The 12,758-nt window shown below is 49.3% G+C and carries 11 protein-coding genes; 7 read left to right on the forward strand and 4 right to left on the reverse strand.

The window, feature by feature from the left end:
• Positions 1-2 precede the first annotated feature (2 nt).
• The 7 genes from fliF to EHN13_RS00185 are packed head-to-tail and all read left to right on the forward strand — an operon-like array spanning position 3 to position 6,636.
• Positions 3-1,682 carry a flagellar basal-body MS-ring/collar protein FliF gene (gene fliF, locus EHN13_RS00155; protein WP_124020684.1) on the forward strand — a complete coding sequence of 560 codons (1,680 nt, stop codon included), beginning with the start codon at positions 3-5 and terminating at the stop codon, positions 1,680-1,682.
• Positions 1,660-2,676 carry a flagellar motor switch protein FliG gene (locus tag EHN13_RS00160; protein WP_061067307.1) on the forward strand — a complete coding sequence of 339 codons (1,017 nt, stop codon included), beginning with the start codon at positions 1,660-1,662 and terminating at the stop codon, positions 2,674-2,676. Before fliF ends, EHN13_RS00160 begins: the two co-directional genes overlap by 23 nt.
• A 3-nt stretch (positions 2,677-2,679) precedes the next feature.
• Positions 2,680-3,390 carry a flagellar assembly protein FliH gene (fliH, locus tag EHN13_RS00165; protein ID WP_115643856.1) on the forward strand — a complete coding sequence of 237 codons (711 nt, stop codon included), beginning with the start codon at positions 2,680-2,682 and terminating at the stop codon, positions 3,388-3,390.
• Positions 3,383-4,723: a flagellar protein export ATPase FliI gene (gene fliI, locus EHN13_RS00170; protein ID WP_124020685.1), complete on the forward strand. Its 1,341-nt coding sequence runs from the start codon at positions 3,383-3,385 to the stop codon at positions 4,721-4,723. Before fliH ends, fliI begins: the two co-directional genes overlap by 8 nt.
• 2 nt (positions 4,724-4,725) lie before the next feature.
• Positions 4,726-5,169: a flagellar export protein FliJ gene (gene fliJ, locus EHN13_RS00175; protein WP_061067310.1), complete on the forward strand. Its 444-nt coding sequence runs from the start codon at positions 4,726-4,728 to the stop codon at positions 5,167-5,169.
• Positions 5,166-5,564 carry an FAD synthase family protein gene (locus EHN13_RS00180; protein ID WP_124020686.1) on the forward strand — a complete coding sequence of 133 codons (399 nt, stop codon included), beginning with the start codon at positions 5,166-5,168 and terminating at the stop codon, positions 5,562-5,564. The genes fliJ and EHN13_RS00180 overlap by 4 nt, the downstream gene beginning before the upstream one ends.
• Positions 5,565-5,577: 13 nt before the next feature.
• Positions 5,578-6,636 carry a polysaccharide pyruvyl transferase family protein gene (locus tag EHN13_RS00185; RefSeq protein ID WP_124020687.1) on the forward strand — a complete coding sequence of 353 codons (1,059 nt, stop codon included), beginning with the start codon at positions 5,578-5,580 and terminating at the stop codon, positions 6,634-6,636.
• Between the two features lie 73 nt (positions 6,637-6,709).
• Here the strand turns inward: EHN13_RS00185 and EHN13_RS00190 are convergent, their stop codons facing one another.
• Genes EHN13_RS00190 through EHN13_RS00205 form a run of 4 tightly spaced genes read right to left on the reverse strand, consistent with a single transcriptional unit; the run spans position 6,710 to position 12,720 of the window.
• Positions 6,710-7,879 carry a hypothetical protein gene (locus tag EHN13_RS00190; RefSeq protein WP_124020688.1) on the reverse strand — a complete coding sequence of 390 codons (1,170 nt, stop codon included), beginning with the start codon at positions 7,877-7,879 and terminating at the stop codon, positions 6,710-6,712.
• A 56-nt stretch (positions 7,880-7,935) separates the two neighbouring features.
• On the reverse strand, positions 7,936-9,129 hold the full coding sequence (locus tag EHN13_RS00195) for a CDP-glycerol glycerophosphotransferase family protein (RefSeq protein WP_124020689.1): 1,194 nt from the start codon (positions 9,127-9,129) through the stop codon (positions 7,936-7,938).
• A gap of 28 nt (positions 9,130-9,157) precedes the next feature.
• Positions 9,158-11,719 (reverse strand): glycosyltransferase, encoded by a 2,562-nt coding sequence (locus EHN13_RS00200; protein WP_124020690.1) that lies wholly within the window; start codon positions 11,717-11,719, stop codon positions 9,158-9,160.
• 56 nt (positions 11,720-11,775) lie between these two features.
• Positions 11,776-12,720: a lysine-N-methylase gene (locus EHN13_RS00205; protein ID WP_124020691.1), complete on the reverse strand. Its 945-nt coding sequence runs from the start codon at positions 12,718-12,720 to the stop codon at positions 11,776-11,778.
• Positions 12,721-12,758: the final 38 nt, after the last annotated feature.

The following is a 12,758-nucleotide window of genomic DNA, read 5'->3' on the forward strand; positions in this document are numbered from 1 at the left end:
CTATGAATGAATTAATAAAAAAACTCACTCAGTTTTTACCCTCGTTCTCTTTCAAACCCGATGGTAATAAACGCCTGGCGTTACTGGCGGCGGCAGCTCTTGCAGCGACCGCCATTATTGTTAGCGTGCTGTGGAATAGTAACCACGGCTATGTTTCGCTGTACGGTAGTCAGGAAAATCTCCCGGTTTCGCAAATCGTCACCGTACTGGATGGTGAAAAACTGGAATACCGTATTGACCCGCAAAGTGGGCAAATTCTGGTTCCGGAAGACGCGCTGTCGAAAACGCGGATGACGCTGGCGGCGAAAGGTGTGCAGGCCATGCTGCCCAGCGGCTACGAGCTGATGGATAAAGACGAAGTGCTGGGCGCCAGTCAGTTTGTGCAAAACGTCCGTTACAAGCGGAGTCTGGAAGGTGAACTGGCGCAGAGTATCATGACGCTGGATGCCGTTGAGAGCGCCCGCGTGCATCTGGCGCTGAATGAAGAGAGTTCATTTGTCGTCAGCGACGAGCCGCAAAACAGCGCCTCTGTGGTGGTGCGTCTGCATTACGGCAGCAAGCTGGATATGGACCAGGTGAATGCCATTGTGCATCTGGTGTCTGGCAGCGTGCCCAATCTGAATGCGTCGAAGGTCAGCGTTGTCGACCAGGCGGGGAATTTACTCTCTGAAGGTATTGGCGCGGGAGAAGCCGTCTCTGCAGCGACGCGTAAGCGCGACCAGATCCTCAAAGATATTCAGGATAAGACCCGCGCCAGCCTTGCCAATGTCCTCGACTCGCTGGTCGGAACCGGTAATTACCGGGTGAGCGTGATGCCGGATCTCGATCTGAGCAATATCGACGAAACCCAGGAGCATTACGGCGATACGCCGAAGGTGAATCGTGAAGAAACGGTACTCGATAGCGACACCAACCAGATCGCCATGGGGATCCCCGGCTCGCTGAGCAATCGTCCTCCGCTGGCGCCAAACCAGGTGGGAAATGGCGCTACCGCGACGACGCCTGAGGAGTCTCGCCAGCCAGCCGCGCTGTCAAAGCATAGCGAGAACAAGCGCGACTACTCGTGGGATCGTAGCGTTGAGCATATCCAGCATCCTGGTTTTGACATTAAGCGTTTAAATGTGGCCGTGGTGCTTAATCAGAGCGCGCCTGCACTGAAGAGCTGGAAACCGGAACAAACTACGCAATTGACGGCGCTGCTCAATAACGCCGCCGGGATTGATGCTAAGCGTGGCGACAATCTGTCGTTATCGCTGCTCAATTTTGTCCCGCAGTCGATCCCTGTCGAGCCTCAGCTCCCGTTGTGGAAGGATGACAGCGTTCTGGCCTGGGTACGTTTAATTGGCTGCGGTCTGCTGGCGTTGTTGTTGCTGCTGTTTGTTGTACGCCCGGTTATGAAGCGTTTGACCGCCGAACGTCGCCGCACCACAGCACCCGAGCTGGCGCTGGACACCACAGCGATGGCGATCCCTGCGGATACGCCCCATTTTGCGGCTGCTGAAGACGAACGCAAAAATATCGAACTGCCTTCTTTCCCTGGTGACGACAGCCTGCCTTCGCAGAGTTCTGGTCTGGAAGTGAAGCTGGAGTTCCTGCAAAAACTGGCGATGAGCGACACCGATCGCGTAGCTGAAGTTCTCAGACAATGGATTACCAGCAATGAGCGAATTGACAATAAATAACGGCAATAACAACAGCTACCTGGAACAGGCCGCAATTTTATTGCTGTGTCTGGGCGAGGAGGCGGCAGCCACGGTGATGCAAAAGCTCAGCCGCGAAGAGGTGGTTCGCCTGAGTGAAAACATGGCGCGTCTTTCTGGCGTGAAAACCAGTATGGCGAAAAAAGTGATTAATAACTTTTTTGATGAGTTCCGTGAGCAGAGTGGCATCAACGGCGCTTCGCGTTCTATGTTGCAAGGGATCCTCAATAAGGCGCTGGGAACAGAAATCGCCAGCAGCGTGATCAACGGCATTTACGGCGATGAGATCCGCTCGCGGATGGCGCGTTTGCAGTGGGTGGAACCGCGTCAGTTGGCGATTCTGATCTCAGAAGAGCATTTGCAATTGCAGGCTGTCTTCCTTGCCTTCCTGACGCCGGAGATCTCCGCCACGGTACTGTCTTACATGACTGAGTCAGTGCAAAACGAGATCCTCTATCGGGTTGCCAAGCTCAACGATGTGAACCGCGACGTTGTGGATGAGCTGGATCGTCTGATCGAACGTGGGTTGTCGGTGCTGTCTGAACATGGTTCAAAAGTTAAAGGCATCAAGCAGGCCGCAGATATCGTGAACCGTTTCCAGGGTAACCAACAGGTGATCCTCGATCAGCTACGTGAACGCGATGAAGACGTTCTGGAGCAACTGCAGGATGAAATGTATGACTTCTTTATTCTGAGCCGCCAAAGCGACGAAGTGCGCCGTCGTCTGCTCGACGAAGTGCCGATGGAAGACTGGGCGGTGGCGCTGAAAGGTACCGAAGCGCTGTTGCGTCGTTCGATTTATGCCGTGATGCCTAAGCGTCAGGTACAACAGCTGGAGGCGATAACGTCGCGCCTGGGGCCGGTTCCGGTGAGCCGTATTGAACAAATTCGCCGTGAAATCATGGGGATTGCTCGCGAGCTTGAGGAAGCGGGTGAAATTCAGCTACAGCTGTTTGCTGAACAGACGGCGGAGTAACACATGGCGATTGAAACCATTCGCGGTCGTTATCGATTACACCGCTTTCCCCCTCGCCAGCGCCATTTGCAGACTGAACAGCTTACGCCGGGGATCACACCGGCGGATTATCAGCGCCAGTTGATGGACGGCTTCCAGGAAGGTCTGCAAAAAGGCTTTGAACAGGGGATGACGGAAGGCCAGGAGCAGGGCTTTCAGGAAGGTCATCTGAAGGGGCACGATGAAGGCCGTCGTCAGGGATACACTGAAGGCAGCCTGGCCGGGCAGCAGGAAGGGCGCAAGCAATTCGAGCAGGCAGCCCAACCGCTGGAGGCCATCTCCGGCAAAGTGAATGACTACCTGGCGCACGTTCAACGTAAACAGCGGGAAGACCTGTTGCAGCTGGTGGAAAAGGTCACTCGTCAGGTGATTCGTTGCGAGCTGGCGCTGCAACCGACGCAGCTATTGTCGCTGGTTGAAGAGGCTATTTCGGCCTTTCCGGCGATGCCTGAGTCGCTACAGGTTCTGCTGAGCAACGAAGAGTTTAACCGCATTAAAGATGCCGCCCCTGACAAGGTCGCTGAATGGGGGCTGACCCCATCCGCCGACCTGCAGGCGGGCGAGTGTCGGGTGATCACCGATAAATCCGAACTGGATATTGGCTGCGAGCATCGGCTCGACCAATGCATGTCGGCGCTGAAAGAGTCACTTCTGCCGGAGCCAACGGGTGAGTGATCTTTCCAGCTTTGACCACGCGCTGCGTTCCATTGAGTCGATCCCTTTAGCCCGGGTTGCCGGGCGACTGGTGCGCGTGAACGGCATTTTGCTGGAGAGCGTGGGCTGTCCGCTGGTGACCGGCCAGCTGTGCCGTGTCGAAAGCGCCAACCATACGTTAATCGATGCGCAGGCGGTGGGGTTTAACCGCGATATCACCTACCTGATGCCCTTTAAGCATCCCATTGGACTGATGGCCGGCGCGCGCGTTTTCCCCGAAGAAAAGGCCCAGGAGATCCTGATAGGCGAAAGCTGGCTGGGGAGGGTGGTCAATGGCCTTGGCGAGCCGCTGGATGCCAAAGGGCGTCTGACGGGCAATGATGTGCTGTCGCCGCAAGCACCTTCCATCAACCCCCTTACGCGTCGGTCGGTGAATCAACCGCTGGATGTCGGCGTTAAAGCCATCAACGGTCTGCTCACCATCGGTAAAGGCCAGCGTGTGGGCTTGATGGCTGGCAGCGGCGTGGGGAAAAGCGTGTTGTTGGGGATGATCACCCGCCAGACCAAGGCCGATATTGTGGTCGTGGGGTTAATTGGCGAGCGTGGTCGCGAGGTGAAGGAGTTTATTGACCACTCGCTGGGCGCGGAAGGCCTGGCAAAATCCATCATTGTGGCGGCCCCGGCAGATGAATCGCCGTTGATGCGTTTGAAAGCCACCGAACTTTGCCACTCGATCGCCGCCTGGTTTCGCGATCGCGGGCATCACGTTTTACTGCTGGTGGATTCGTTAACCCGCTATGCCATGGCGCAGCGTGAGATTGCGCTATCGCTGGGTGAACCTCCGGCAACGAAAGGCTACCCGCCGTCGGCGTTTGGCATGATCCCCAAGCTAGTGGAAAGCGCGGGCAACAGCGAAAGCGAAGGGTCAATGACCGCCATTTACACGGTGCTGGCGGAAGGGGACGATCAGCAGGATCCGATCGTCGACTGCGCGCGCGCGGTGCTGGACGGGCACATCGTGTTGACCCGTAAGCTGGCGGAAGCTGGGCATTACCCGGCCATTGATATTGGGCAGTCGATCAGTCGCTGCATGACGCAGGTTACGCCCAATGAGCACCAGCAGTCCGCTCGGCTGCTGAAACAAAACTATGCCGCTTATATGGAAATTAAGCCGCTGATCCCGTTGGGGGGATATGTTGCAGGGGCCGATCCCAGCGTGGATAAGGCCGTCAAAGTGTTTCCCGCCATTGAGCGTTTTCTGCGCCAGGAAGTCAGTGAACCCGCCTCGCTGGAGCTGGTGCAAAGCCGCTTACAGGCCCTTTTCCCGGTGGCAAAGAAAGCGGAAGGTAAATAATCATGCGACAAATTATCGATACCCTGGCGCAGTTGCAGCGCCTGCGGGATAAAACAGTCAAAGACATGACGGTACAGCTGGCTAAACAGCAGCAGGTTTGCATCGGCTTTGACAATAACATCAAAGCGCTGGGCTACCTGATTCAAAAAACCGGCACCGGCGTTGAGACGCCTTCTGTTGAATCACTCAAAAATGTGACCGGCTATAAAGGCACGTTACGCACAGTTATTGCCTGGCAAGAGCAGGAGAAAACGCTGGCAAAAATTAAAGAGCAGCGTATTCAGAAAAACCTCGTCGCGGCGGCCTGTGAAGAAAAAATTGTTGCCATGACGCTTGATGATAAACGCGATGAACTGAGCAATGAGGCGCTGGTAAAAGAGCAAAAAGCCGTCGATGAGATAGCCGCGCAGTGTTGGCTAAGACAAAAGACGCTGGGGCTGGTATGAAAACGATCATTACATTCGGCACATTTGATGTTTTTCATATTGGGCATCTGCGTATTCTTGAACGTGCCGGGCAGTTGGGGGAGCGGTTGATCGTGGGCGTATCTTCAGATGCGCTAAATATGCAGAAAAAAGGCCGGATGCCGGTTTATAGCCAACGCGATCGCATGGGGATTGTTGCCGGGCTGAAATGCGTTGATGAGGTCTTTCTCGAAGAGTCGCTGGAGAAAAAAGCGGATTATATTCGCCAGTTCAGCGCCGATACGCTGGTGATGGGCGATGACTGGGCTGGGCGCTTTGATAGTTTGTCGTACCTGTGCGAGGTGGTCTATTTCCCCAGAACGCCATCGATATCCACCACCTCGATTATCGAGGTGGTTAAAAGCATTAATTATTAAAGGATATACGGCTATGAGTCAGAACGTATTTTTTATCAATGATACTGAAGATGTTTATCATTGGGGGTGTAATGGGACCTCGTTGCAAATAAAAGAACAATTAACTCGCATAGGGGTAAAGAATATTTTTTCTTTGCCCGTTTACACCATTCCATTGTTACCCCATATCCCAGCAAAAGTGAGTGATATTGGCACCCGAGAAGAATTCATTCAACATTTGGCACCTATCGCGAATGCTATGAATGCCAGTGATTTTATTGTAGTAAATGGTGAAGGGACGATACATGACTTTAAGCCAGGGGTCAGGGCATTACTTTTTTTGATCATCGCAGCAAAAAAATTCTTCAATAAGAGAGTTTATCTTATTAACCACTCTTGTTATCCTAATTCTACAGATGAGAACATTCTCAACTATTATAAAGAAGCCTATCGGTCCTGCGAGTTTATTGCGGCCAGAGAAAGTCTGTCTTGTTTAATTATTCGAATGGTATTAGGTGTCTCTTGTGCCGAGTCTTTTGATAGTTTACCGCTGACAATCAAAAAAATTCAGCATGATATTCCAGAAAGATTAATTGCTGATGATTATGTTTGTATCTCTGGTGCGGTTAATTATAATTTATTAAAGACTGACTTTATTGTTGCTAAAATAAAGAAAAATTATCCAAATCATAAAATTATCTATTTAACAGGTTCGAAAAAAGAAGGCATTCATAAGAAAGAACAAGCGGTAATAAGTCACTATTTGGAAAAATTCCCGGAGATAGTCGTCTTTGATGCTAAAGCGCTTGAAGATTGGCTGTCTATTATCAAACACAGCGCGGTGCTCATTTCTGGACGATATCACTACACGATTGCTGGCGCGTGCTTTGGGACACCAATGGTCTATTTTTCGTCAAACACACCTAAAATAGAAGCGATTGCCTATGATAATGGGCTGCCACCCGTTGTTGCCACTGAGGCAGAGTACAACGAGCGGCTGGATTCATTGCACAAGATACATTGGCACAGTAAATTAGATTTATTATGTAAAAAAGCAGAGGAAAACTATAACTGGCCAGATGTTAAACCCTGAAAGGCCCTCGATGGGTCTCTAATATATGCCCTGACATACTTTTAGGGACCCGTTTCGGTAGCAACAGTATTTGCTAGTCAAGCCACCCGCCAACGAGATTTCTGTTGATGACTTTCTCCTTTATAAGCCCATTAAGTATCGGGTTCTTTAATGATTCGGTGGTTGTGTCGGCATCTCCTATAATATGCCGGAATGTGTCTGGTGCCATCGTGAATAGCAGCGTGCTGAAAGTACAGATGATTGCCGATGGTGTTAAACCTATCACCGGTAAAATTTCAAACGGAATATGGTTAGGCAAAGTGTAGATATTATCGCTGGAAAATGCGGAAATTATCCTTGCTCTGTTCTCAGGAGAATTAATTGGGTGGGCTTTGAAAATAATCTTATCATCAGGCTTGATGATCCCTGCCGATCTCATCTTTTGAATCTTTGTTATTTGTTTCTCTGTAATAGCATCATCTTTCTGACGGTTAAAGTATCCGGCCCCCATGTACAATAAGCTATTTTTTTGCTTGATTTCTTTCTTTACTTCATTGATGGTAGTGTTTGTTAAGTTCAACAGTGAGAGGCAAAATGCTAGCTGTTTAGGTTTGAGCGTTTTGATATCTGCGGTCGCTAATACTGTCGTATTTTTTTGTATCGATCTCTGAAAAGGTGAAGATGAACTCCATTTTTGTTGGTACTGATCCATTAAATGATAGGTGACATCAAAAAAATTATGCCACAGGTAATTCATCAATAGTGGCCAGGATTCTCTTAGATAGCCAGAGAAAGGGTTTAACTCATTTTGCAGGATCGTTTGTAAATATTTAGCATGAACTCTGCTGACTTCTGGGAATGCATTGCTATGTATTTCACTGAGTTGTAATCGCTCACCAATGCTGCGTATACCATCATCATATAAATGTATTTTTATCTGTTCTTTTTTTATTATCTTAGAGATGAATGCAATAACGGGATAAAGTTCGACGTTTGTATGTACAATGTTTGAGTGAACTTCAACCACTTTGGGCTGAACGCGTTGAATGACATTGACTATTTTTGCTGTAAAGTCGGGTGTGACAGCATACTCCTGCTTAATGTAGTAAGCATTAGTACCTTTTAGCTGGAATGGCGTCAATTCATTACGATACCAGCATATAATTTTGAGAGTGTTGGGGTCGGATGCACATTCTGCAAAGTCCAGCATCTGAGGGATAACGGGTACAGAGGCGGATGAGAGATATATCTTTAAAGTATCCATGTGTTAGTACCTGATCACAGTTATATCGTTGCTATATTCTTTACTTTGCATTTTTACTAAGCGATGTCTTTAAGTATATCTATAATTATGGATTCCAGTTTTTGGCAGGTATTAATATTATTAGACGGATATAAATTGGCTGCGGCCTGCTCTCTGTCTTTTACTTGCTCATCCTTGAATAGTGCTTGATGCAACATACTGATAATGTTATCCCGAGTAAATTTATAGCGAAAGTTACTTTCTATTGGCAACAGCGAATAATTAGGTTCGAAATTGGCGTGTTCACCCGGTGCGATATCCAGTGTTAACACTGGCTTTTTAGTTAACAGGAAATCAAACATGATAGATGAATAATCTGTTATCAACGCATCAAATTTATTGAGGAACGGATAGACGTCCGTATCGGCATCAATAAAATAGAAATTATTAATCTTTAGTGCGTTGCTGTCAAAGTTAACAGCCCGATATGGATGCGTCTTTATAAATACGTCTATATTATTTTTACTGGTATATTGAAGGATTTGCGTAAGCATTTCTCGACTTAAGAGATCGGTGCTGTTGAATCGTTGCCAGGTTGGAGCAATAAAAATCCTCTTCCTTTTGCTGGCAAGACCTTTCATTGTTCTGGCGTCAAGTTTTGCGCCGAGTAACTCTAATGGCGTAATATTGCGTAGTAACACCTCATTCCGAGGATAGGATGCGTTGATAATATTATTGCAACCAAATACTTCTCGCCAGTAAGGATTTAACACCTCTGCAGTACTTAATACGTAATCCGCACGGGAGGCCCAGGCTAAAGATGTGCCAAAATCAGGAATGGTCATGCTAAAATAGGGTGTTAATTGTAATAATAAGTTTTTAACCGAAATGCCATGCCATAACTGAATATGTTTTGCCCCCTCCAGACATGCAAAGTATGACCAATTTTTATGTAGACTGTGATGCGGATTAACGCAGAAAATAGCTATCTGGGTTTCTAATAATAAATTTATGGTTTCATCATTGTTTTTACCTAACAGATGCACTGGCAGATGATGCTTTTGCAACATATCATAAACTACTTCATTCCATGTACACCATATGCATTCTAGCTGAGTATTTTTCACCATATGCAGATATAAGTATTTAGTATTATCAGCAAAGGCATCACGATCAAAAAACAGGATTCTTTTTTTATTTTTGATCTTTTTTCGTGAAGTCTGCGCCAATACCTGGTAGAGCTGATGATCTACAGCGGGAGAATTATTCATATACTCTTTGATACCTTTTAATTGATGATCAACTAAACAGTTTTTTCTGCAGACTGCATAGCAACGTATTGGTTATTAGCGACTGTGGCGCTTTTACCAGGCTATCAATCTCCTGCGCCGCCCGTTTCCCCGCCTGACCATCCATAAACGCATCACAATAATGGTGACGAATTTCGGCTAACGGTGCTTCCAGTGCAGTCCAGTCAAATGCGTCAGACAGCGCGCTGCGCAACGCCTGTATATCCTGGGCTACCGGGAGAACGTCGCGGATACGTTGATCGGCGCTGTCTGGGGTCGAGAAACTTTGTTGGCCATCCAGCAGCGAGGTCATCTCTGGCCAGCTCAGTAAAATGACGCGTTTATTCATATGAATGGCATCAAAAATAAAGCCGCTGCTGTCCGTCAGGACGTAATCTGCCTGTGCCATAAGCGCCAGCAGGTGCTGCGGATCGTCAATTCTGTTTTTTAAATAGCGTTGCGCCAGCGCCAGCGAGGCGGCTTCTTCCGGCCTGTGCAGGGTGCCATGATGCAGTTTGGTGACGACATTGTATTCATGGCTTAATCGACTGAGCTGTTGTGCCCAATGGGGGAGCGAGCTTAGCGCGCCATAGGTTGGCGCGTACAGGATGGTCTGCTTTTTCGCATTCAGCTTCACGCTTTTTGGTAGTGCGGTATCGTAAGTATGGTTATGCCATTCATCGAAACGGGGATTGCCTACCACTTTGGCGCTGCCGCCAATATCAACCGCGTGCTGGCTATAGTGGCTGTAGCAGAGAATGCGATGATAAAAGGCATTCCACCAGGCATGATTCCACTCTTCTTTCGCCAGTCCATACATCGTCCGCACATGGGTATCCGCCAGCCCGTTCAGCAACGGCGTGTAATAAGGGCTGATAAGACATTTGAAGCGTTGATGCTTCTCGATAACCACAGAAAGACGTGTTCCACCCAGTAGGGGATCGTTAATGGTTTTAATTGTTGCGGTCATTTCATCCAGAAACGACGCGTGTATTTTGTCACTGACCAATAGCGAGCAGGAATGCCCCATCGCCTGTAGCGCGGTTATGATCGGGCGATAAACCGCGTAATGCAGCGACGTTTCCATATAGAAGCCAATGGCATCTGTCAGAGTGGAGGCCGAAGGAAACTGTGTTTCGGCCAGAGCGTTGACGGTATCTGGTTTCTTATTGATTTTATTGAAATAGTAGCCGATGTTATCGGTTTCTATTTTCTCGATATCGCTATAACCCGCGCGCTGATAGCAGATGCTCGGATAGCAGGAGAGCCATTTCCCGTCACGTAGCAGCGGCTGCCATTGTCCTTCGAGAGTATCGGAGAGGTCATGCTCCATTTGCTGAGCGAGCGTCGGGTAATAACCGCAGTTGACCAGATAGGCGCAAACCTTATTGCAGTCGCGGGCGTGGATCATACCCTGGAGGCTTTTGAGTTCGCTGCCTTGTTGAATCTCCCCGCCAAGGATAACCACTTCCCACGGAAAATTAGGCAGTGCGCTCAGGAGCGAATTGAGTACCCGAATATGCTTTTCCTGCTTCAGGATCACGCTATCGTCTTCGAGTAACAGGTAATTTTTCCAGCCCTGAAGCTGCGCCAGGCGCAGCGCCTGCATATGGGACTGACGGCGCCCAATCTGGCCGTTAGTGGCTACTGATGCGGCAAGGCGGGTGACCTTTTCCGTCGGGAAATTGAGAAATGCCAGCTCTTGCTGGATATGCGCTAAACGATCCGGACGTGAGTCCAGATTCACGATCACCACCTGATCGATGTAATCCCACTGAATCGGCTGATGATGGGTGGCGTTATGCAGGCTCTGATACCAGTTTTTCAGCATCGGGTCGGTAATCGCCTGCGCCAGCGGGGTTTCCAGTGGCTTGCTGCTGCCCAACACAAAGTCTTTATCGAATGTATTTTGGCTGTGTGAGATACAAATAATGGTGCGCTCACCGGGTAATTGCAGCGGGTTCGCGGTGAATTTATTGGTGAACCCTTCTTCTTCTCCTAAATTGCATTCATCAACGTAGCGATGCTTTTTCAAATAATTACGATGGTAACAGAAAGTGCCGTTGAGAATGTTTTGCGGGCCAAAGCTGCGTGTTTTGAATATCCGGTTGATGTGGCTGTACCAGATAGGGATCTGATCGGAACCTGAAATCAGCGCCCGGTGGCGCTGCATCATGTCGATGGTGTAAGAGATTTTGTCAGCCGGATAATAGTCATCATCATCCATACAGAGAATATACTCACCTACCGCCAGCGCATTGAGCATATTGCGCTTTTTCCCCAGATCGAGTTTTTCCGGGTGGTAGATATAACGAATATTAAATTTCTCCGGGTGATTCTGTGTCAGCCGGTCAATGATCGACTGATTACTTTGCGGGGAATCATCGAGGATCACCAGCTCCCGCCGGTCGGCAGGGTAGTCCTGATAACGGAACATATACAGCAGATAAGGTAAAAATGTGGCACGGTTCCACGTTGGCGTGATAACGCTGACAAACGGTTTTTCGCGACCAGTGTCGAGCGTTTTAACAATGCCGGGCAAGGCGGGTCGTGCTTTAGAGGATTCAGACATGGTGATGTGTATTCGCGATTCGAAAAAGGGCCGGGCATTCACCCGGCCAACAGGCACTAACGTGTTATCAGGGAAAATGCTGAGAGCAGAGGGTCTCCCGGCAGCATGTCCAGAATATGCTGGCGCAACGAATGGGCATTCTCGCCGTTGCGCCACGTTTCAAACAGCGCGAAGAGGGCGTAAATCTCGTCATGGCTCAGCGCAGAATCATCCATCGTCCACAGGCAAAACAGGGTGCGAAGAATAAAGACGTCAGCCACCAGCCCGAAGAAGCGCTGCAGCACGCTTTCGCTCTCGTGCTGCGGGAATGTATCGTGATACAGGCGATAAATCAGGTAGTTACTGAATATCCATGCCTCCTGAGCAAAGTAGCGCTCATACGTGTTTAGCCATTGAGTCTGCAACTGTTGCTGAAGCATGGCTTCACTGTTCGCATCTTGCAGCATCAACAGGCTGACCTGCAGGGGTAAGGTCAGCTTACGAGTGCTTTCTGGCAACAGATCCCAGTTGAACTCACAGCTGCCCATTTGGGTGATCAGCTCGCGCTGCAACTGGGGCAGGCTGGGCAGTTGCGCGAACTGATCCTGCAGTTTTCCGCTTTGCGCATGGTCGGCCAGCACCTGCGGCAGCGAGGCCAGTTTCGCCAGCGTAGAGTCGCTACTGCCAGGGCATTTTTCGGAAAAAGAGAGCATGATGCCCAGCGCGTAAAGGCGAAGCTCTGGCGATAACCCCGGGAGGGTGATGGTATGCAGAGCAGATTGATTCAATACCTGATCGCGTGGTGATAACGCCGGGCTGTCGACATCAGCCGCACATTGCGTGGTATGTAAGACAAAGGCATTGGGATCGCCTAAGGCTGCCTGACAGCTGGCCGGATCGGTTAAGGCCAGACTCTGACGCACTTCCGTTTTCCAGCGCATGTTAATCCGTAACGCGGAATCCGGATGGCGGGATAAAAACAACCGGACAAAGTCAGGTTCATAACACTCAATCATACTCATAATCTGTTCTCAGCAATCCCAATATTCAAAATCTGGCT

The organism is Citrobacter youngae (assembly GCF_003818115.1).
In the GTDB taxonomy this organism is placed as follows: Bacteria; Pseudomonadota; Gammaproteobacteria; order Enterobacterales; family Enterobacteriaceae; genus Citrobacter; species Citrobacter youngae.